General features: G+C 58.4%; 21 protein-coding genes. 15 read left to right on the forward strand and 6 right to left on the reverse strand.

All coding sequences use genetic code 11. The features are described from left to right. The 13 genes from B2P82_RS14510 (at position 1) to B2P82_RS14570 (ending at position 12,561) form a co-directional block, all read left to right on the forward strand. Positions 1–2,853, forward strand: a complete 2,853-nt coding sequence (locus B2P82_RS14510) for a [protein-PII] uridylyltransferase (RefSeq protein ID WP_290497685.1) — start codon at positions 1–3, stop codon at positions 2,851–2,853. A gap of 22 nt (positions 2,854–2,875) precedes the next feature. Beyond that, positions 2,876–4,432, forward strand: a complete 1,557-nt coding sequence (murJ, locus tag B2P82_RS14515; protein ID WP_290497686.1) for a murein biosynthesis integral membrane protein MurJ — start codon at positions 2,876–2,878, stop codon at positions 4,430–4,432. A gap of 24 nt (positions 4,433–4,456) precedes the next feature. Next, positions 4,457–5,494, forward strand: coding sequence for a tryptophan--tRNA ligase (gene trpS / locus B2P82_RS14520; protein ID WP_290497687.1), 1,038 nt, complete (start codon positions 4,457–4,459; stop codon positions 5,492–5,494). 98 nt (positions 5,495–5,592) lie between these two features. Beyond that, positions 5,593–6,048, forward strand: coding sequence for a copper chaperone PCu(A)C (locus B2P82_RS14525; RefSeq protein ID WP_206992365.1), 456 nt, complete (start codon positions 5,593–5,595; stop codon positions 6,046–6,048). A 251-nt stretch (positions 6,049–6,299) separates the two neighbouring features. After that, on the forward strand, positions 6,300–7,301 hold the full coding sequence (locus B2P82_RS14530; RefSeq protein WP_206992366.1) for a hypothetical protein: 1,002 nt from the start codon (positions 6,300–6,302) through the stop codon (positions 7,299–7,301). A gap of 82 nt (positions 7,302–7,383) precedes the next feature. Further along, complete coding sequence (locus B2P82_RS14535; RefSeq protein ID WP_290497688.1) at positions 7,384–7,962, forward strand: NifU family protein; 579 nt, start codon at positions 7,384–7,386, stop codon at positions 7,960–7,962. A gap of 97 nt (positions 7,963–8,059) precedes the next feature. Beyond that, the gene (locus B2P82_RS14540) at positions 8,060–8,659 is read left to right on the forward strand and encodes a malonic semialdehyde reductase (RefSeq protein WP_290481168.1); all 600 of its coding nucleotides are present in this window, start codon (positions 8,060–8,062) and stop codon (positions 8,657–8,659) included. 6 nt (positions 8,660–8,665) lie between these two features. Beyond that, positions 8,666–9,310, forward strand: a complete 645-nt coding sequence (tsaB, locus tag B2P82_RS14545; protein ID WP_290497689.1) for a tRNA (adenosine(37)-N6)-threonylcarbamoyltransferase complex dimerization subunit type 1 TsaB — start codon at positions 8,666–8,668, stop codon at positions 9,308–9,310. Further along, a complete protein-coding gene (gene rimI, locus B2P82_RS14550; RefSeq protein WP_290497690.1) occupies positions 9,310–9,768 on the forward strand; it encodes a ribosomal protein S18-alanine N-acetyltransferase in 459 nt (152 codons plus the stop codon). Before tsaB ends, rimI begins: the two co-directional genes overlap by 1 nt. A 77-nt stretch (positions 9,769–9,845) precedes the next feature. Beyond that, the gene (locus tag B2P82_RS14555) at positions 9,846–10,733 is read left to right on the forward strand and encodes a dienelactone hydrolase family protein (RefSeq protein WP_290497691.1); all 888 of its coding nucleotides are present in this window, start codon (positions 9,846–9,848) and stop codon (positions 10,731–10,733) included. Positions 10,734–10,818: 85 nt separating this feature from the next. After that, on the forward strand, positions 10,819–11,241 hold the full coding sequence (locus B2P82_RS14560; protein ID WP_206993166.1) for a Fur family transcriptional regulator: 423 nt from the start codon (positions 10,819–10,821) through the stop codon (positions 11,239–11,241). Between the two features lie 162 nt (positions 11,242–11,403). After that, entirely contained in the window at positions 11,404–12,129 is a 726-nt protein-coding gene (locus B2P82_RS14565; RefSeq protein WP_290497692.1) for a hypothetical protein, read from the forward strand. 18 nt (positions 12,130–12,147) lie between these two features. Next, positions 12,148–12,561 (forward strand): DUF1489 family protein, encoded by a 414-nt coding sequence (locus B2P82_RS14570; RefSeq protein ID WP_206992373.1) that lies wholly within the window; start codon positions 12,148–12,150, stop codon positions 12,559–12,561. Between the two features lie 3 nt (positions 12,562–12,564). Here the strand turns inward: B2P82_RS14570 and B2P82_RS14575 are convergent, their stop codons facing one another. Beyond that, complete coding sequence (locus B2P82_RS14575) at positions 12,565–13,503, reverse strand: alpha/beta hydrolase (protein WP_290497693.1); 939 nt, start codon at positions 13,501–13,503, stop codon at positions 12,565–12,567. Between the two features lie 34 nt (positions 13,504–13,537). Between B2P82_RS14575 and B2P82_RS14580 the strand changes: the two genes are divergently transcribed. Continuing rightward, entirely contained in the window at positions 13,538–14,779 is a 1,242-nt protein-coding gene (locus B2P82_RS14580; protein ID WP_290497694.1) for a kynureninase/PvdN C-terminal domain-containing protein, read from the forward strand. Further along, positions 14,779–15,600: a sulfite exporter TauE/SafE family protein gene (locus tag B2P82_RS14585; protein WP_290497695.1), complete on the forward strand. Its 822-nt coding sequence runs from the start codon at positions 14,779–14,781 to the stop codon at positions 15,598–15,600. The genes B2P82_RS14580 and B2P82_RS14585 overlap by 1 nt, the downstream gene beginning before the upstream one ends. Here B2P82_RS14585 and B2P82_RS14590 read toward each other — a convergent pair. From B2P82_RS14590 to B2P82_RS14610, 5 genes are all read right to left on the reverse strand, one after another. Then, positions 15,597–16,565, reverse strand: a complete 969-nt coding sequence (locus B2P82_RS14590; RefSeq protein WP_290497697.1) for a HupE/UreJ family protein — start codon at positions 16,563–16,565, stop codon at positions 15,597–15,599. The two genes, B2P82_RS14585 and B2P82_RS14590, sit on opposite strands and share 4 nt — an antisense overlap. Beyond that, the gene (locus tag B2P82_RS14595) at positions 16,565–17,398 is read right to left on the reverse strand and encodes a peptidylprolyl isomerase (protein WP_290497699.1); all 834 of its coding nucleotides are present in this window, start codon (positions 17,396–17,398) and stop codon (positions 16,565–16,567) included. The genes B2P82_RS14590 and B2P82_RS14595 overlap by 1 nt, the downstream gene beginning before the upstream one ends. 12 nt (positions 17,399–17,410) lie before the next feature. Then, on the reverse strand, positions 17,411–19,321 hold the full coding sequence (locus B2P82_RS14600) for a DUF3604 domain-containing protein (RefSeq protein ID WP_290497701.1): 1,911 nt from the start codon (positions 19,319–19,321) through the stop codon (positions 17,411–17,413). A 92-nt stretch (positions 19,322–19,413) separates the two neighbouring features. Beyond that, entirely contained in the window at positions 19,414–19,782 is a 369-nt protein-coding gene (locus tag B2P82_RS14605) for a hypothetical protein (protein ID WP_290497703.1), read from the reverse strand. A 13-nt stretch (positions 19,783–19,795) separates the two neighbouring features. Next, positions 19,796–20,626 (reverse strand): universal stress protein, encoded by an 831-nt coding sequence (locus tag B2P82_RS14610; RefSeq protein ID WP_206992380.1) that lies wholly within the window; start codon positions 20,624–20,626, stop codon positions 19,796–19,798. Positions 20,627–20,698 lie beyond the last annotated feature (72 nt).

Raw genomic sequence — 20,698 nt, forward strand, 5'->3', positions numbered from 1 at the left:
ATGAGCACAGATTCCCTCGACCAGTCACCGCAAGAGCCCACTCTTGTTGAATCCCGCAATCGGACGAGCCGCCGACCGGGCAAATGGCGTATTTCGAACATCATTGATGGCCGCGCGCTTCGTGTGAAGTTGACCGCTGCGGCGCTCGACAACCTCGGCGATGCTCAGGCGATGCGTAAGGCCGCACTGGACCATTTGCACGGGGCCATGTTTCGCGGTCGAATGATTGCACAGGAGCGCTTGCAACAGGGGGCCGAAGGGCTGGACACCGCGCGCCTTCTATCTGCGGTGCAGGATGAGGTGATCCATGCACTCTATGATTTTACCACGACGCACGTTCACCGCGCTCGCAACCCGACAGAGGCCGAACGCCTGGCGATTGTTGCTACGGGTGGATACGGTCGCGGGGTGATGGCGCCGTCCTCCGACACCGATCTCTTGTTTCTGCGCGCATATAAGGCCTCTCCGCACACGGAGAGTGTCATCGAATATATGCTCTATGCCCTGTGGGATATGGGGCTCAAAGTTGGCAATGCGTTCCGTACGCCCGCCGAATGCGTGAAATTGGCGGCAGAGGATGTTACCATAAAGACATCCCTGCTGGACGCACGATTCATGTGTGGCGACCAGGCACTGTTCGACGAGATGCACGCCAAGTTCAAAAAGGACGCCGTCGAAGGCAAGGATGCTGAGTTTATCGCCGACAAACTGGCTGAGCGCGATGCGCGGCATGCGCGCCAGGGTGATGCGCGCTATGTCGTTGAGCCGAACATCAAGGAAGGCAAAGGTGGCCTTCGCGATCTGCAGACACTCTACTGGATTGTGAAGCACATTTACGGCGGTCAAACGTTGGAAGACGTGATGAAAGGCGGCCCCTTTACGCGGAGTGAATATGGCTCATTCATACGATCCGCCAAGTTCCTCTGGACGGTTAGGTGTCATCTGCACTTCGTCACTGGCCGCGCCGAAGAACGCCTGAGTTTTGACCTGCAGCCGGAAATTGCGGCGCGTATGGGTTATCGGGACAGAACGGGTCAGCTGGGTGTTGAACGGTTCATGAAGCGCTATTTTCTGGTTGCAAAAGATGTTGGCGCATTGACGCGAATTATTGCCGCCAAGCTGGAAGCGGAACAGAAGAAAAAGCCTGAAGGGTTTCGTCGCCTGCTGCCGCAAAAAACACCACAGGCGCTGGACGACCCTGGTTTTGTGATTGATTCTGGGCGGGTCGGCATCACATCAGAGGATGTGATGAAGCGTGACCCGCTGAACATGCTGCGTCTGTTCATCATCGCTCGACGGGAGAACAAGGATATTCATCCCGATGCCCTATCGGCAATTACACGCAATCTGAGGGGCATCAACGAACAAGTTCGGAGCACGGATGAAGCTCGCGCACTGATCCTCGACGCCGTCATTGGCAGCAAGGACCCTGCCTTGATTCTCCGCCGCATGAATGAAGCGGGTGTGTTGGGAAAGGCCATTCCGGAGTTTGGCGGGATTGTCGCGCAAACACAGTTCAACATGTATCATCACTACACGGTGGATGAGCATACGATCCGCGCAGTTGAGGCGATTGCCGAGATGGAGCAGGTGAACGCTGAGCGCGTGCCGCTTGCAACCGAGATATTCCCGCTGATCGAAAACCGCCGCGCGCTTTACCTCGCCATGTTGTTGCACGACACGGGCAAGGGACGGGGCGACCAGCAGATTGAAGGCATGAAAACGTCGACCCGCGCCTGTCAACGCCTTGGCATACCTGCGGACGAGACTGAACTTGTTGCCTGGCTCGTGGGCAACCATCTTGAACTCAGCGAAACGGCGCAGAAGCGCGACATTTCGGACCCGCGCACGGTGACGCAATTTGCCAATCTTGTGGGCTCATTGGAGCGATTGCGATTGCTCTACATCCTTACTGCAGCCGATATTCGAGCCGTTGGTCCCGGCGTATGGAACGCATGGAAAGGCCAGTTGATGGCCGATCTCTATCACAATACAGCCGCTGCTCTGCGCGGGGGTCGAGCTGATGAAGCGGGTGTGCAGGCGCATCTTGAGGGACGCGCCGAGTCCCGCCGCGAAGCGTTGGTTGAGGATCTGGGTAATATCCCGTCGGTCTTACTGGAAATGGAAACAGCGTATTGGACGGGCTTTGATGTGCCTGAGCTGACTTGGCATGCAACCGCCCTGAAAGGATCGGGCAACGTCGTATGCTACCGCTTTCCACCCGAAGGCGGTGCGCTCACCCTACTCGTATCAGGACAAGACCGGGCTGGGCTGTTTGCGGACCTTGCCGGCACATTGGCCAATCTCGGTGCAAACGTCGTTTCGGCGCAAGTCTTCACAAACCGCAGTGGGCGGATTGTCGATATTTTCATGGTGCAAGACGCCGCGCAAAAGCCGTTCGGTCAAAAGGACGAGACGCGACTGAGGCGTCTCGAGACGGCGTTGGCGGAAACGTTGGATGGGGCCAGCGTCAAGGATCTGGCAACCTCCCGCACTGGGCGCCGCCAGGCAGCCTTCCTTGTGCAGCCTTCTGCGCAAATCCGGAACGATGTATCGACCGAGTACACGGTGGTCGATATTGCCGGGCGAGACCGACCAGGCTTGCTCTATGATGTTGCCAGCGTACTGGCTGACAGTGGCCTGTCCATTCACTCGGCTCATGTGGGGTCTTATGGCGAGCGCATGTTTGACGCCTTTTATGTTCAGACGAGTGACGGGAAAAAGCTGACCGGCTCTGCCCAGATTGAGACATTGAAGGATCGTCTTCTTGACGCATTGGGCCAGCATGAACCGGATGCGCCGGAAACACCGGCCCGGAAGCTGAGGCGTTCGCGCGCCGTGGACAGTTTCTGAGAATGCGATCAGGAATTCCTGCATGAGCGTCGCCCGCAATACCTTGGTGCAATCGTCCCTGACTTTGGGCAGCCGTATCCTCGGCATGGTTCGCGACATTCTGCTCATCGCGAAGATTGGTGCCGGGCCGATCGGCGATGCCTGGGCGACCGCGCAGCAATTCCCGAACCTGTTCCGCCGTATCTTCGCTGAAGGCGCCTTTGCCTCGGCCTTCGTGCCAACCTATGCCCGCACCCTGGAAGCCGAGGGGGCCGAAGCCGCGCGCGATGTGGCACAGGAGGCGCTCCGCGTGCTGTTCGCCGCGACGGCGGCGCTGACTATCCTTGCGCAGATTTTCATGCCGTGGGTCCTGTTGCTGATCCATGGCGGGCAGGCGGACGATCCGGAAAGCTATGGCCTCGCGGTGCTGCTGACGCGGATCACGATGCCGTATCTGACCTTCATGGCCATCGCGGCGCTCCTGTCGGGTGTCCTGAATTCGGCTGAGCGATTCATCCTGTCGGCGGGCGCGCCGACCTTGCTGAACCTCTCCCTGATCCCGGCTGCCTTCGTGGCGCCGGATGCCAAAGGCACCGCGCTGGCGGCGGCGCTGGCCTATTTTGTTGCGGGCGTGCTGCAGGCAGGAGCACTCTGGTGGGGCGTCAACCGGCAGAAAGTACGTCTCAGCCTGATTGGCTGGCCCCGCATGACACCTGCCGTGAAGAAAGTGCTGAAGCTCGCCATTCCCGGCACGATTGCAGCGTCCGGTACGCAAATCAATATCATCGTCAGCCAGTCGTTGGCGAGTTTCGAAGTCGGCGCAAAGTCCTGGCTTTATGCTGCTGACCGGCTTTACCAGCTGCCGCTGGGGCTTGTGGGGGTGGCCGTCGGTGTCGCCATCCTTCCGCGTCTCAGCCGGGCCGCTCGGGCGAGCGATGATGGCTCCAGCCGCCAGACGATGGATGAGGGCATTGGCCTCGCCCTGGCGCTGACCCTGCCGGCGGCCGCGGCGCTGATGATTGCGCCGGTCTTCCTGATCGATGCCTTCTTCACGCGCGGCGAGTTTCTGCCGTCCGATGCCACGATGTCCGGAAATGCGCTGTTTCATTTTGCATGGGGCGTGCCTGCCTTCGTGCTGATCAAGGTGCTCGCGCCTGCCTTCTTCGCGCGGGAAGATACCAGAACACCGATGCGCTTTGCGCTGATATCGGTCGTAATCAACACAGCGCTCGGTGCGGGACTGTTCTTCTGGATGAAGTCCAATGGTCAGGCGGGCTTCATCGGTCTTGCCATCGCCACCTCGATTGCGGCCTGGGTGAACACGGCGCTGCTGGCCCTGACGCTGATGCGGCGCGGCTGGTATGTCCCCGGCGCGCGGCTCGTCTCTGGTGTCGTCCGCGCTTCGGTCGCTACGGCGATCATGTCGGGCGCGGTTTGGTTTATGCTTGATAACCTCGCTTTGATCCGGTCCGAGCTCTGGAATTCGCGCATTGTTTCGGCCGCCGCCATCGTGCTGGCTGGCGGCCTGATTTACGGAATTGCCGCCCTGCTGACTGGTGCAATCCGCATTTCTGACATTCGTCAGGCTTTGCGACGCTAGACAAACGCGCTAAAGCGCCTGCCCATGACTGATACACCTGAATCCTATAGCGGCCCGCAGCGCATTTTCTCGGGCATCCAGCCAACTGGCAATCTCCATCTGGGCAACTATCTGGGTGCCCTGAAGAAGTTCGTGGATTTGCAGGAAGATGGTTGGGACGCAGTGTACGCCGTGGTGGATCTGCACGCCATCACGATGCCGGTGGAGAAGGGGGCTCTTGTGAGCCAGACTCGCCAGATCGCAGCGGCGTTCCTTGCCTGTGGCGTGGACCCAAAGAAATCCATCATTTATGCGCAATCGTCGGTGAAGGCGCATGTCGAGCTTGCCTGGATCTTCAATTGCGTGGCGCGCATGGGATGGGTCGAGCGGATGACGCAGTTCAAGGACAAGGCAGGCAAGGATGCCGAACGGGCGTCGGTTGGCTTGTTCACATATCCTGTCCTGCAGGCAGCCGACATCCTGGCCTACAAGGCAACGCATGTGCCGGTAGGCGAGGATCAGAAGCAGCATCTGGAACTCAGCCGCGATATCGCCGACCGTTTTAACCGGGAATACGACGCGCCGGGCTTTTTCCCGCTGCCGGAGCCGCTAATCAAGGGGCCGGGCGCGCGTGTCATGAGCCTGAAGGACGGCACGAAGAAAATGTCCAAGTCTGATCCGTCTGAGCTCTCTCGGATTGCGCTGGTGGATGACGCTGACACGATTGCGAAGAAGATCAAGAAGGCCAAGACGGACCTTGAAGGAGATATGCCAAGCGACGTGGAGGGCCTGAAAGGGCGTCCGGAAGTCGAGAACCTTGTCGGCATATATGCGGCACTCGCAGGCGAGACCGTCGAGGGTGTGCTCAAGCAGTATGGCGGGCAGGGATTTGGCGTTTTCAAACCGGCCCTGGCCGAGGTGACGGTCGCCCATTTGGCGCCGATCACACAGCGCTATCGTGAGATTCTGGATGACCATGCGTTTATCGACTCCGTCTTGAAAAATGGTGCTGAGCGCGCGGATGCGATCTCGGCGCCGATTATTGAACATGTTCGAACGCGAGTTGGGTTCTGGGGGGCATAGTCTCTGAGTGCGGCGTACCCCTGCGGCGCCGCGCTCCATTGACCCCGATGACGGTCGGGCTACTTCTCGGGCAACGTTCAGTCGGTTGGAGTTCTTCTATGCGTATCATGGCACTTGTCGCATCCCTCGGTCTTGCGACCCTGGCAGCGTGTTCGCCAGCCTCTCAAGGGGGTGAAAACTCGGTCAGCGTGAGCGAGGCATACATCGTGAAGCCGACGCCCGGTCGCGATGTTGCCGGAGGCGGTCTGACCCTTACGGTGACCGGTGATGCAATGGCGCTGGTGGGCGCAGATACTGACATCGCCGATACGGTCGAACTGCACACGATGAGCATGGAAGATGGTGTCATGAGAATGCGCAAGGTCGAGCAGCTGGACGTGTCCGAGGATGCGCCACTGGTGCTGGAAAGCGGGGGTGCCCATTTGATGCTGTTCGGCGTCAGCCCTGACATCGAAATTGGCGAGACGGTTGACTTGGTCCTCACTCTGACGGGTTCGGACGGCTCCGAATCGACCCTCACCACAGAAGCCGAAATCCGCGGACTTGGCGATTAAGCTCACCAAGGCGCAGTTTTTTGCGCCCAAGTTGCCTGAAATTTATCCTCCAAAACCATGCCGTCCGGCCAATTGGCGGGCAGGCATGATGCTTGCATATATTTAACAGTAAATAGACTGTTAAAATTCGCGGAACCTCGGCATAGTGTCCTGAACGCAACAGGTTCCGCGTGAGTGTGATTGAAAACAGGGTAGAGTGAATGGCATTTGATAGTCGCCTCCCCGCGGCATACCAGGAGGAAGGTCCTGTCGTGACTGTGCTGGGTTCTGATCATCTCGTGACATTCGACTATGCTGAGCCTAGCCCCATTATGTTGTTTGCCCAGCGCTGGTGGCGCCGGACTGTGACGCTTCTGAAAGTCGGCACGGTTGTATGCGCAGTGGCGGCGTATCCCATCATGACAGTCGCCTCCAATCGGATCGATGACAGCAGTATCGAAGTTGCGGGCCAGAACTGGACCTTGCCGGAAGTTGGTGTCTCGATTGTGAAAATCGCCCGTGAGCTGGAAGGTGCTGGCTGGGCAGGGGATCGTGCAAATTGGCACCCTCAAGCGCGGCTTACCGCCATGCCCGCTTGGCAACGTGCAACCGCAGATGCTCTTTCACAACACACTGCGCTTCTGGCGGATCTAACGGTCAAGGATGGCGACGTCGATTCAGATTTGAAGGCTGCTGCACGCCTCTTGAAAGGGGTGGAAGGCGAAGACATGCGCCCGCGTCTGACTGCGGCAGCCGAGGCGTTGAACCGTTACGACTCTCGCGCAGGCCGTGGCCTGGCAGCAACGCCAGACAAGGTAGTCAAATTGGCAGCTGAAGCGACTCTGTTTGCGAACTGGGCCGGAGCAGATCGGATCGATCTGTCCGTTCAGGTCAATCAGGATGTTGTTGAGTGGCCAGCCAGCAGGGTCGATATCGAGACATTTTATGGCGCGAAAGCCCGTGCACATCTCGCACAGCAAATGTTGGCCGCAGCACGCACTGCGGAGCCCCGCCTCGCGCGCCTGCCTTCGGTCAGTACGGCCTTCGATCGCGCCGAACTGGCTTGGAGCAGGGCGGCACAGATGAAGCCATTGGTCGTTTCGAACCAGAGCGGTGACGGCCCATTCATGGCCAATCATCTGGCAAGCATCGGCTTTTATCTCAGCGAAGCTCAGGATGCGTCCCGAAACCTGGCTGAAGCATTGGGTCAGGTCCCTGAGGGCGCACTCGAGAATGTTGCTGCATTGGAAACGCAACTTGCCTCTGCGCCGTAATCTCACGCTATCCCTTGAACCTGCACCTCGCCTGAGCCATCTGGATTGGTAAGATCGCAAGCCAGAAAGGGCCCCCAAGGCCATGTTCATTCAAACAGAACCAACGCCGAATCCCGACACCGTAAAATTCCTTCCCGGCCATCCTGTGGCGGGCGATGCTGGTCCGTTTGATTTTCCCGATGTGGCCAGCGCTCGAATGAGCTTACTGGCGCGTGCGCTCTTTCAAGTCGACGGCGTGGAACGGGTTTTCCTTGGCAGCGATTTTGTGTCGATCAACAAGGAAACCGCCAAGGACTGGAAACATGTGAAGCCGATGGTGCTCGCCGCCATCATGGATCATTACATGGCCGGCTTGCCGGTGGTGGAAGAGGGCGCAGCGCCGTCGGCCGATGCTGAAGCCAATGTCAGTTATGAGGGCTCAGCTGCCGAGATCGTCGAAGAAATTCGCGAACTTATCGAGACGCGTGTTCGCCCCGCTGTTGCCCAAGATGGCGGAGACATCATTTTTCACAAATTTGAGCCGGATACCGGTATTGTGCATTTGTCGATGCGGGGCGCTTGTGCGGGCTGTCCATCGTCGACCATGACCCTCAAGCAGGGGATTGAAAACATGCTGAAGACCTATGTGCCGGAAGTCACCGCCGTTGAGGCTGTGCTGTAGGTTTCGCGACATTTGGATTGCTGCCGACCGCATTGATTGTTCAGGCGTTTCCCGGCAAGACTCAGAAGCATATTTCAGGAACAGAAGGAAACAGGTCATGTCTCATCCGGTCAACGACCATGCGCTCGACGTGATATTTCGCGATGGACGCAGCTATAACGGGTTCCAGGACAAGGATGTGCCGGAAGTACTGGTTAGAGCTGTCTATGACCTTGCCAAAATGGGGCCGACCAGCGCCAACTGTTCTCCGGCGCGTTTCGTCTTTGTATCTTCTGCGGAAGGCAAGGAGCGACTTCTACCGCTCGTCTCGCAGGGCAACCAGCAAAAGGTGAAGGAAGCCAAATGGTCCGTGATCATCGCATATGACATGGAGTTCCAGGAGAAAATCCCGAAACTGTTCCCGCACAATCCTAGCGCCAAGCACTGGTTTGATAGCAACCGTGAAGAGACAGCGTTCCGGAACGGGTCGCTGCAAAGCGCCTATTTCCTTATGGCGGCGCGCTCACTCGGCCTCGATACAGGACCGATGTCCGGCTTCGACATGGACGCCGTGAACAAAGAATTCTTCGAGAACCAGGATGGTGAAGAAAAGAGCTGGCGCGCCAACTGGATCTGCAATCTTGGATATGGCGACAAATCGACCATTTTTGCGCGTAGTCCGCGTCTGCATTTCGATGAGGCCTGTCGGATCGTTTAGCAAGCCATGCTCGTCCTTGGACTGAATACTGCCTTTTCGGCTATGGAAGCGGCCATTATACGCGATGGTGAAATTCTCGCCGATGCGCGCGAAACCATGGCGCGTGGACAAGACAAGGCGTTGCCAGGCTTCGTAGAGCGCTTGCTGGATGAGGCCGGCGTCTCGCTAGCCGAGCTTGACCGAATCGCTGTGGTGACCGGGCCGGGCAGTTTCACGGGCATTCGCATTGGCGTTGCCTATGCGCGCGGGCTGGCGCTTGTGACTGAAGTTCCCTGTATTGGCGTGACCAGCATCGAGGCCGCCATTCCCGCGGGAATGGAAGACACTGTGCTTGGCTGCATAGCCGCGCAGAAGCGCCCGCCGGAGCAGACATGGTGGGTGCAGGGCGTGTCCGGCAATCAGGGCCTCGCCGGCACGATGGAAGTGGGTTTAGACGAATTGAAGGCCATGCTGACCGGGTTTCACGCTCCCATCTTCATGCAGGGGAGAAAGGCGTTGGAGGAGATGGCAGAGGCGCTGGACATCCGCCCCCTAATTCCTTCGGCCGTGACGGCGGCCTTGAAAGCGCCCCTGTTCGACCCCGCGCAGCACCTGCCCGCGCCGGTCTATGCGCGCGAGCCAGATGCGAAGCTGCCGGAAACAAGAACCTGATGTCGGGCCTACTGGTGCTACGACCGGACGATGCGGGGCAGGTGGCCCTGTTGCATGCGAAATCCTTTAGTGAGAGCGAGGCCTGGAGCGCTGCTTCGATGCGCGATCTGCTCAAGGACCCGAACGTGCTGACCTTGGGCATTCTCTCCGATGGACAATTGGCCGCTTTTGTCATGGGCCAGACGGTGGCGGGTGAAACCGATATCCTGACCATTGCGACCGATCCGGACCAGCGCCGGAAGGGTCTGGCCGGTCGCTTGATCAGCGCGCTGGTAAAGCGTGTGGGAGAACGGGGCGTCACGCGTATCATGCTGGATGTAGCCGAAGACAACCTGCCCGCTCGTGAACTCTATCGGACGCATGGATTCGCTGAAGATGGTCGCCGTCCACGCTATTACCGCGCCGCGCGAAACGTGCCTGTGGATGCTATCCTGATGTCCCGATCCCTGAGCCTGTAGGTGTTGTTTTCAGTTTCTTTGGGCGGCGCTCGAAAATGCGTTATGTTCCTGATGACCCCGCCATTGAGGATATCCAAATGACCACAAATTCCGACCCGGCAGAGATTCCACAGGAAGTATACGAGCTCTACGACGCCTATTGTCATGGCGACATGTCGCGGCGCGCCTTCTTTTCCGGCCTCAGCAAATATGCGGTCGGCGGCCTGACGGTTTCGACGCTCGCCGCCTGTGTGATGCCGGACTACGCGAAACAGCAAACCCAACCAGGTGACGACGGCCTGTATGAGGAAATGCTGCTCTACGACTCCCCCAACGGAGCAGGCAAGATGGAAGGCTATTTCGTGCGGCCGGCGGGGGCTGAGCAAGCATTGCCCGGCATTGTTGTGATCCACGAAAACCGCGGACTGAATCCTCACATCAAGGACGTGACGCGCCGTGCCGCGCAGGCGGGTTATGTCGCCTTCGCGCCTGACGCGCTCTACCCGCTCGGCGGTTACCCCGGAAACGACGATGATGGCCGCGCGATGCAGGCAAAGCGAGATCGCGAGTCCATGTTGCAGGATTTCATCGCAGCGGCTGAGTTCCTGCGGGGCCATGTTGCCGTGAACGGCAAGGTCGGATGTGTGGGTTTCTGTTTCGGCGGGGCCGTATCAAACCTCATGGCAGTGCGTCAGCCTTGGCTCTCAGCAGCCGTGCCGTTTTACGGTGGTTGGCCAACGGTTGAGGAGGCTGCAGACGTGAAAGTGCCATTGCAGATCCACCTGGCGGGCTTGGATGAGCGTGTGAATAGCGGTTGGCCGGTTTACAAGTCGGCTCTGGATGAAGACCGTGCCGAGTACGAGGCTTATATCTATCCGGGTGTGAATCATGGTTTTCACAACGACACGACCTCCCGCTATGATGAGGAAGCTGCACAGCTGGCATGGGCCCGCACCGTGGAGTTTTTCAACCTGCATCTGGGCTGATCGGGACGGATATCGCACCACCTGTTGGTGTGTTTGACACCTTATCTGACTGGACTTCCCTGAAATGTGAGGGCAAAACATGGCTATGGATCGACTCGAAAAACTCTGTGCAGACAAAGGTCTCCGGATGACTGAGCCCCGGCGCATTATTGCGCGGGTGCTATCCTCGTCTGAGGACCACCCGGACGCCGAGGAGCTGCACCGGCGTGCGAACTCCATGGATGCGTCGATCTCTCTGGCCACCGTCTACCGGACCGTGAAGCTGTTCGAAGATGCTGGCATTATTCAGGCACATGATTTCCGCGATGGTCGCGCACGCTATGAAGAGGTGCCTGACGAACATCACGACCATCTTATCAATGTGAAGAGTGGCGAAGTGGTCGAGTTCCATTCCGAGGAAATCGAACGTCTTCAGGTAGAGATTGCCAAGAAGCTTGGCTTTAAACTGGTTGATCACCGTCTCGAACTCTATGGCATTCCACTGCAGGACGACGACCAGGCTTCATAGAAGTTTGGTTGCCCGACGCAGCCCGTTCAAGTCCCGTAAAGTATTCAGCGTCCACACTGGCTGTTCAGTTTTGACTGGTCTGGACCGGTGCGTGAATCCTTGCTGGCTGCCCAAGATCAGCCGCATTCCGGACCTAATCAGATTACGGGACGGTAATTCGACATGTTTCTGGCTTTCCTCGCGAGCTTCATCATGATGACGCAGGCGCCGCCGCTGAGTGCGGCGCTGAGCGCAACTGAGGCACCGCGCACGCTTCGCGCCGCCTTCACCGTCGAACTGCAAAGCCAGCATGCCAGCCGCGTTTATTCGTATGATCCCCGCAAAGAGAGGGATGCCCGTTGGCAAATCGTGTCATGGCAAGGCGAAGACGATGAACTGGAAGAGGTCGCCGCAAACTGGGCCAACGAAGCTGCGCCAGATGGGCGACTGTTCCCCGATGACCTCCGAGCGAGCATGGGGCAGCAGGTGCAGGTTCAGGATATGGGGCATGCTTGGCGGGTCGCGTTCAGGCATCATCCCTCGACCAATGATGGCGAGTTCGATGTCTGGGCCGCCGAGCGCTTGCAAGCTTCGGCGTGGCTCGATCCGGTGGGAGAGCGATTTTTGCGCATTGACTACCGACTCCCGCATCCGGTCGCCGGGCCAGAAGGTGGCAAGCTGACCCGCTACGAACAGAGCTATTTCATCCGAACCGAGCCGCGCTGGGGGATGAGCTATGTTTCCAGCTTCTCGATCGATCTGGAAGCCCGCGCAGCATTCCGAACCATTTCACGGCGCTATTCCGCCAATATCGTCAAAACAGAATTCTTCTTTGCGAGCGCAGAAGCAGAGGCAGATTTCGAGGTGAGACGAAAACGGCCGCAGCTCATGTCTGGATTGCCGCGCTAAGGCGGCTAGATTGGGCGCATGACGATTCACATGGTGAAGCTCTGCGTTGGCGCGGAAGACATTGACGATTTGGTGAACTGGCAAAAGCGCTTGATGAAACAGGGGCGTGAGCCGTTTCATCAGACCCGCATGATGCCTAAACAGAAAGACCAGCTGCTCGAGGGTGGTTCGATCTATTGGGTCATCAAGGGGGCCATCCGAGTACGTCAGCGTATTGTGGAGGTACGCGAAGTGATGGGCGACGGTCATACAATGTGCGAGTTGGTGTTCGATCCCAATCTTGTCCGAACCTACGCCAAACAGAAGCGCCCGTTTCAGGGCTGGCGATACCTCAAGCCTGCTGATGCACCCCGTGATCTGGGCAGCAAGGAAGCCGCGGTCGATATTCCTCCCTCATTGGATGCTGCGTTGAAACAGGCAGGCGTCTGGTAAACCCTAGTCGGCAAGCGCTTCAAGAAGGATGGCAGCCTGTAGTTCAAACGCCTCGCTGCCAGGGGCGACAAGCTCAACATGGCCTGTATTTGGGACAAGCACGAACCGCGCATCGCTGCCAGTTGCTATAGCTTTGTCGGTATAGCTCTCGCCGAGTATCGGCGGTGCGATCTGGTCTTGCTCGCCATTCACGCTGACCTGATGCGCCGCAAATGGCAGCAATTCCACGGGAGATGTATCGGAAAGCACATCCTGTCGTGCGCCTGACGGTGTGCCTGTCAGCGCTTCCATGATTGAGCTTAGGCAGGCAGCTTGTGTCACGGGCGCGGAAGCATCGAGATCCGCAAGACCACCGGAATTGACCACGAAATCTATGTGGAGTGGGTTTGAGCGCCAGAGCGTACTCGACTTCGGCAGCTTGGGCCGGGCTGCCAACCACAGCGCCAGATGGCCGCCAGCGGAGTGACCAATCGCACCGACCCGGTCGAGCTCAAGGTTGTACTGGCTCGCATGATCGCGAAGCGCGTCTGCCGCGCGGGAGACATCTTCAAACGTCCCCGGATAGCCGCCACCGGCTTCATCTACGCCACGATACTCGATGTTCCAGACCGCGAGCCCTCTTTGGCGGAGGTCCTCCGCTGCGAAATCCATCAATCTCCGGTCCGCAATCGATTTTTGCCAGCATCCACCATGCACCATGATCACGACAGGGTGCGGCCCGGCGCCATCAGGCAGCCAGAGATCAACAATGTCGGTTTCTGATGGGCCAGTGCGAATCGTGTGCGGCGTGGTTGGTCGTTCCCGCGAGAGCAGGTCTGGCCACTGCAGGAGCAGTATTGTCTCGTTTCGAGCATGCGGAGGAGTTTGCGACAATTCCGGATTTGGCGCGTCGCAGCCGACGAGACAGAGTAAGGCGAGGGTAGCGAGGGAAGGTGTGCGCATACGGGGATTGCTACTAGCGTCGGCGCATTCTGTCATGCACAAACAGGCAATGACCTTGATATCACTCCCGGAATCACGCGCCGAAGCGGAGGCGCTGGATGCGACCGACCCGCTCGCCCTTTGCCGGGATGCCTTTGCCCTGCCGGAAGGTGTGACCTATCTGGTCGGACACTCGCTTGGGCCAGCCACCATCGGTGCCCTGCGAAATCTGCGTGCAGCATCAGAGGGTGCATGGGTGAACGACCGCGTCGGCGCATGGAACTCGGCAGAGTGGATTCATTTATCCGAACATGTCGGCAATCGTCTCGCACGGCTGGTGGGCGCCAAGGCTGGCGAAGTAGTTGTTTGCGACAGCGTATCCATAAATCTGTTCAAGCTTGCTGCCTCGGCGTTGCCTTTGGCGCGCACGCGTCGCCTTGTTGTCGAAGAGGATGAGTTTCCGACCGATCAATACATTCTTGATGGCCTGTCTGGTTTGACTGGCGTGGACCTAGTCCGCGCTGCGCCGGGGAAGGGGATCTCCCAGCTTGAGGGTGGTGTGTTGGTGAAGAGCCTCGTGAATTACCGCTCTTCTCAGCTCGCCGATATGGCCGCGGACGAGGCTTCAGCTCAGTCTGGTGGTGGTGTGATCATCTGGGACCTCAGCCACGCGACTGGCGTGCTTGATGTTCAATTGAGCGCTGCCAGCGCACGGTTTGCAACGGGGTGCACCTACAAATATCTGAATGGAGGTCCCGGCGCGCCTGCCTTTGTCTATGCTAGGGCAGATGTCGCTGACCAATTGGAAACGCCATTGCCGGGCTGGATGGGACATTCTGCACCGTTTGAATTCACTTCGGCCTACGCGCCCAAAACGGGGACAGCGCGCTTCGCCTCTGGCACGCCACCCATTCTTTCACTTGCCGCGCTGAATGGCGCGCTGGATGTCTTTGACGGTGTTTCGATGGTCGAGGTTCAGTCAAAGGCGCGAGCCCTGGGCCAGATGTGTCTGATGATGGCCGAAGGTATGGGGCTCGACATTGCGTCCCCGCTCGATCCGGCCTCGCGCGGTGGGCATGTCAGCGTGTGTCATCCAGATGGCTACCCGCTTGTCCGCGCCTTGGCCGATTGGGGCATTGAGGCCGATTTCCGCACGCCGCACACGATCCGCTTTGGTCTGTCCCCGCTATTCCTAGGCTATTCTGAAATCTGGGACGCGATGTCGGAATTGGCCGAGATCATTGAAACGCGCAGTTGGGATACTGAGGCCTACCGGGAAAAGGCCATCGTGACCTGATGGAGTTGCTTGTCCAGTATGCACCCCTGTTGCTGGCGCTCGCCGCAGCAGGTATCGCGGCCGGCCTTGCCGCGGGCCTGTTCGGCATCGGAGGCGGCGCGATCATTGTGCCGGTGCTCTACTTCCTGTTCGAAGGGATGGGCTTTGGCGAGACAGCCATGCACGTCGCCGTATCGACGTCTCTGGCGACAATCATCCTCACCTCGATCCGTAGCGTGATGGCCCACAATGCTCACGGTGCCGTCGACTGGCAGATCATCCGGAGCTGGGCGCCCTGGATTGTCATCGGGGCGCAGGTTGGCATGGCGCTGAGCGGATACTTGTCCAATCGTGGCTTGCTGGCGATTTTTGGTTCATTGGCCTTCCTGCTTGCGGCACAGCTCTATTTCGGGCGTCCGACGTGGCGATTGGCAGATGAAATGCCCGGCGGCATATTGCGCGCGGGGCTCGGCGCATCTGTCGGAGCACTTTCTGCCCTGATGGGAATTGGGGGCGGGACGTTTGGCGTCAGCCTGATGACTCTGTGTGGTCGGCCGATCCATCGGGCTGTTGCGACGGCGGCGGGCTGGGGCGTAGCGATTGGCTTGCCTGGCGCGTTGGCTGCAATCTATGTGGGGTGGGGCACAGACGGGCGGCCGCCATTCTCGCTTGGAAATGTGAACCTTGCGGCGTTCGCGCTGATTTCCGCCTTCACTGTGACCATGGCGCCGATCGGCGCAAAACTGGCGCACAAGCTGGATGCGGCGAAGTTGAAACGCTGGTTTGCCATTCTGCTCGCAATCGTGGCGGCTCGCATGTTGTGGAAGGCCCTCGGCATTTAGAAAAACGTCGCGGCGATCCGTTCTATGGCCCAGAAGCTGCCAGTGATGCCGATCATGTACGCTGCGGCCGTGCGTACGAATGGTGCACCCTGGCGATAGAGGCGCTGCCCGACCCAGGCGAGGGCCAATACGAATATCACAAACGCAACTTGCCCCACTTCGACACCCAAATTGAACAGGAGCAGCGCGAAGATTTCCGCGCCTTTGGGCAAGCCAATATCAGACAGAGCGCCCGCAAATCCAAACCCGTGGATCAGACCAAATCCAAAGGCGATGATCCAGGGTTGGCTCTGTGCGAGCGTGTCTTGCCCGCGCATTCTGTATATTGCTTCAGCTCCCAATAGCGCGATGCTCATGGCAATGACAATCTCCACGGGAGGACCGGGCAGTGTCACGCCGCCCAACGCCGAGGCGGCAAGGGTGATCGAATGCGCCACGGTGAAGGCCGTCACCGTGCCAAGCAACTGGCGAGGTCTGACCAACAGGACAAGACCCAGCACAAACAGCAAATGGTCGAAACCAAGAATGATGTGCTCTACGCCGATCTTGAAATAGGCAAGTGTCGGCGCGCCCTGTGGGCCGCTCAGCTGGATGGTATTCGCACCAGGTCGCAGAAGCGCCGAAACATCGTCCTCTTCCAGCCGCTCGACGCGCACGAACACATCGGTAAGGGTCCGGTCGAGGCCCGATATTGAGAGTTCGCCATCATTGAGGTTGCACGCCATTGACCACCGGGTGACGAGCGTGGCTGCAGGGGCAGACATCCGCTCATTTTTTCGGGCGCAGTTTCCAGGAAAGACCGGGTCGAGCTTCAGTCGCCGGCCATCCAGAACTGGCTGTTTCCAGATCACATCATATTCGCCGTGAGCGGTCTCGGTAATTTCCAGGTAGGCTGGTCGCACCTCATGTGCAGCAGCGCAGAGCGCCATCAGGATCGATGCCAACACGCACAGTGCGCCACGCATCAGTTTCCGCCCTCTATCTCGACCTTGTACCGCGCAATGATCTCCTGAATGGCTTGCTCATTCTTTTCGCGACGTGTTTGCTCGAGCCAGTCCTTGCGAACTTCTGCTCTAACCTCATCAAGCGGCGAAAGCACAGCTGCTGTCGAGTGTGTAACCTGAACGAGATGGAGCCCGTAAGCAGAGGAGACGGGACCTTGCCAGTCTTCAGAGACAGGCATTGTTGAAAGGGTCTCGGCAAATGCGCCACCAAACTGCCGCGCCAACTCCCGAAGTGGCATGTCGCCATACTGGCGCTGCAGCATGAAGGGGTCACCCAGCGACGCCGCTGCTGGAGGATTGGAGGCGTTTAAGCGCTTGAGCGTCTCTTCTGCGGCAGCAGCTGTCTCTGCGCCGCGAACATCAGGGCTGAAATAGACATGGCTGAAGGTCAAGGTAGCAGGCCGCGTGAAGCGATCTGCATGCGCGGCATGCCAGTCTTCTAGCTGTTGCTCGGTCGGCATGGTATCTTCGTGCAAATCCGACACGACGAAACTCATCTTCTGCGCCAGTCGCCGCGTGATGATTGTGTCATTCTGGTCGAGGCCCAATCGTCGCGCCTCCCGTGCAAGAGCCACGTCGCGTATATGGTCGGACAGCATGGCCGCCATGTCCGCCTCGCCGGGCAGAGTGCCCGCCTCGGACGTGTACAGTGCGGCCATGCGCTCAATCTCGCTTGCGGATATCAGAATGGTGGAGTCTGCCTGGTTCGACCGCGTTTGCCAGATGGCAAACGCGGCAAAGACCAAGGCGGCCGCAGTGATGAAATGGACGAGCGGGTCTCTCAGGAACTTCAATGGGAGCGTCCCTTAATCGGCTGGTATGTACCAGATGGGCGACGTGTAGGCGCGCTCCTGAATCGTCTGGGGCACGTCGGGGCGAGGTGGCACATTTCCACGCGTTGCTTCCCAAGTCGACCAGCGGCAGCTCGGATTTTCCAAAACGCGGACATAGTATGTCGCGCGCTGGGCAACATCGAAGTCCGGGTCTTGCCAAACAGCTTTCAACTCGTTTGCGCCAGCTCCCGTGGGGGCGCAGGTCTCCATGTCAACGGCAGCGCCATTGTCTGAACAGCGATGTGTCGCCGGATCCGGCGTGCCTGTATGGCAAGCGACGTCATAGACAGCTTCTCCGACAGAGGTGACCTTGACGACTTGCACACGCTGCAGCGCACCCATGTTGGGATCGCGCTGGGCCCAGGCAAGGAAGGTTGGCGCTTCGCCAGTCCCGACCAGATCACCGCCCATCGGAACGCCGCCATCATAGGCCTGCCGGGTAAGGTCGGCATCGTCCAACATATCGTCAGAATACCGATAACCCGCGAAGAAGCGAACCTTCATGCGTGGCCCTGTTGTGGCAAACGTCTCCTTGCGCCGGAACGCATCAAAGATAGACTCACGTGTGTTCTCTTCCGCCCACACGCCAGTCAGGCCAGATGCTGCCCACCTGGAAAACCATTCCCGGGCATTGTTGACCATCTGATTGTCTGGTTGCTCATCCCAATTCTTTTTTCCGAAGAAAGGGACGGAACCTCGCGCCATCGGTGTGCCGTCAACGACTCCGACCTTTGACCAATAGTCGCTCTCGTCATAGGCTCCTCCGACGACGTGGCTGTCTGAGGCTGCGACGAGCCCGAAGCGGAATGGGTCGAAACCTTCCTCTTCCTGTAGTTTCAAGCCATTGCGATAGGCCTCACGAACATAGCCGCCTTCGGTTTTCGAGACCTGATAAGATGCCAATAGCCTGTCATAGATTTCGAAATTTGCCCACTCGTCATTGGGCGAAAGGGAGGGGTGGGTTTCGCTGGTGCCTTTGACTTGAGTTACCTCGACCAGGGGCTCATTCCTCATGCGCTGTTCAGCATAGGCCACATCGAGCGGATCTCCATTATATGTCTCTAGACGGAACATTTGCCCATCAGAGACATTCGAGTTATGTGGAATGGCAATGGCCTCATAACCTTCTGAGCGCTGTTCATCCATCCAGTCCCAGAGGTGTTCAGGGTTGGGCGAATCCAGCGTCGAGAAGGCGCGATCAGGCGCGTCCCCCTTGAAGAAAACGTTTCGGTGAAGGTTGCCTCCTGCAAAGGAGTCTTCCTCTTCATTGACGGTGACTGAGGTGAATTCATAGGCGGCGAAGGTCGTGAACTCTCCAGGCACATAGTGACGATTGGCGGCATCAATATTCTGTTCCCAAACAGACCCAATAATAGATTCATCGTACATTTCCTCGATCACTTCGCCAGAGCGAACAGATGCGCCGACGCTCTGAAATGCTGCGGTGATTTTTTCCGGATCGGTCGAAAACATGTCTTGGGCACGAGGTAATTTTGAGAGCTCTGTGCCGGGTGTATTCATGACAGGAAGGATGCCAAGATATTCGGCATGGTCGGTAACTGTGTAGAAATCGAGAGGGCCGCCCGCAATCGTCATGTCGAATCCGGAAGGGTGGGTGATCGTTTCACCACGCGCAAAGCGATACGCGTCGTCGGCTGTGCGACGAACATTGAAGATATAGGCATCGAAGCTTGATCGCGTGTGGATATGAAGATCGCCGAAATAGGCATTGCGGTCTTCACTGTATCCTGCCGTCCGCTCCGTCGCGGAAGAGGCGGGCTCCATGTGGGCGGTGTCGGTCTCCTGCATGGCAGTGCCTGGCGCAGTGCTGTCGCAGGCAGCCAAAGCGATCGCCGAAACGGCGAGGCCCAATAGTCTTTTCATGTCTTCCTCCCAAGGGGCATTTTAGCCTGCCCTCATTGGTTGGAATTCTGCGACGAACAGAACGTGCTGTCCAGCTTGACGCCCGGGAAGGATCAGACCGGGCTGATATCGGTGATCTTGTACGTCAGGGGCGTTTCACCATGGCCGGCGATTGTAACGTACTCGCCTTCCTTGAACACATGTTCGCCGAGTTTGAAGCCCGCTTCGTCATCGCCCTCCTCGTCTTCATCGTAATGGAAAAACCAATGGCTGCCTCGATGGGTCAGCAGGCCGTCGGCATGCTCCTCCGGATCGAGACTAAACCGTACAACACGACATGCGGCGCGATTTTCACGCCAAGCATCGATATCGATCTGACCCGCTGCCGTCAGTGGTGCGACCAGTGTATAGCCTTGCCCAGCGTCACCGTTCGGGAGGCCGGGGTTCCGCGCGAGCTGAAGGACGATTTTTGACAGGCTCATTTGAAGTTCTCCTTTAGTGGGCTAGCGCAAGGGCTGGGGCATTGTCAGCGGTAAGCAGGCGTCGTGTGGTGCCGCCGAAAATACGCTCAGCCAGACGGGAATGACCATAGGCACCTGCCAGGATCATGCAGGCCCCGGTGCCCTTCGCCATCGCCAGAAGGCCGGAAGAAACTTCACCTTCGATTTCCATGACACGCGAGGAAATCCCTTGCAGTACCAACCACTCCACAAGCGCTTCCGGCGCCGCGATTTCGCGTTGAGGGTCCTTGTTCAGGTCATCTGTGTTCTGTGCAATGATGACATCGCCAAATGCTCTCAGAAGCGGCAAGTGAAAGCGGACCGTGCGGGCTGCGCCATTGCTTCCATCCCACGCAATGATGACTGGCCCATCCATATCGGGCGTGGTGCCAGCGAGAACGAGCGGAAGGTGCGCATCCATGAGGACGTACTCGAATCCCACATTCAGCGGCTGTGATCCGTCTGCTGCTGTGCGTGGGAATATCACTGCCTCCGAGAGGGAGGCCGCATTGGACGCTGCACGTTCGACCGTGTTGACCTCGTGCTTGAACTCGCAGGTAACCGCGTCTTCGTCCTGAGTGGCTGTTTGATAAGCTTCGCGCGCCTTGGCGAGCACTTCTTCCTGCATGTCAAAGATCGACTGGGTGGTCGCACTGGTCAGGCCAGCAGCCTCCGGTGTGGCGATCACCATCAGAGCAGCGTTCGGATCTGGCAAGGCGCATAATGCTCGCATTGGCACATTCATGCGGCGAGCAAGGGATAGGGCGGTGCGTATGGTTGCAAGATCGGTCTCAACCGTTCCCTGCAGCATGGCGACTACGGACATGGGGGCACTCCTAGCGTCATTCAGGTTCGATTATGGTGTGTACCATTTATCGCCCCGGTTTAACTAGGTGAG

The sequence above is a fragment of the Hyphomonas sp. UBA4494 genome (assembly GCF_002388935.1).
Classification (GTDB): domain Bacteria; phylum Pseudomonadota; class Alphaproteobacteria; order Caulobacterales; family Hyphomonadaceae; genus Hyphomonas.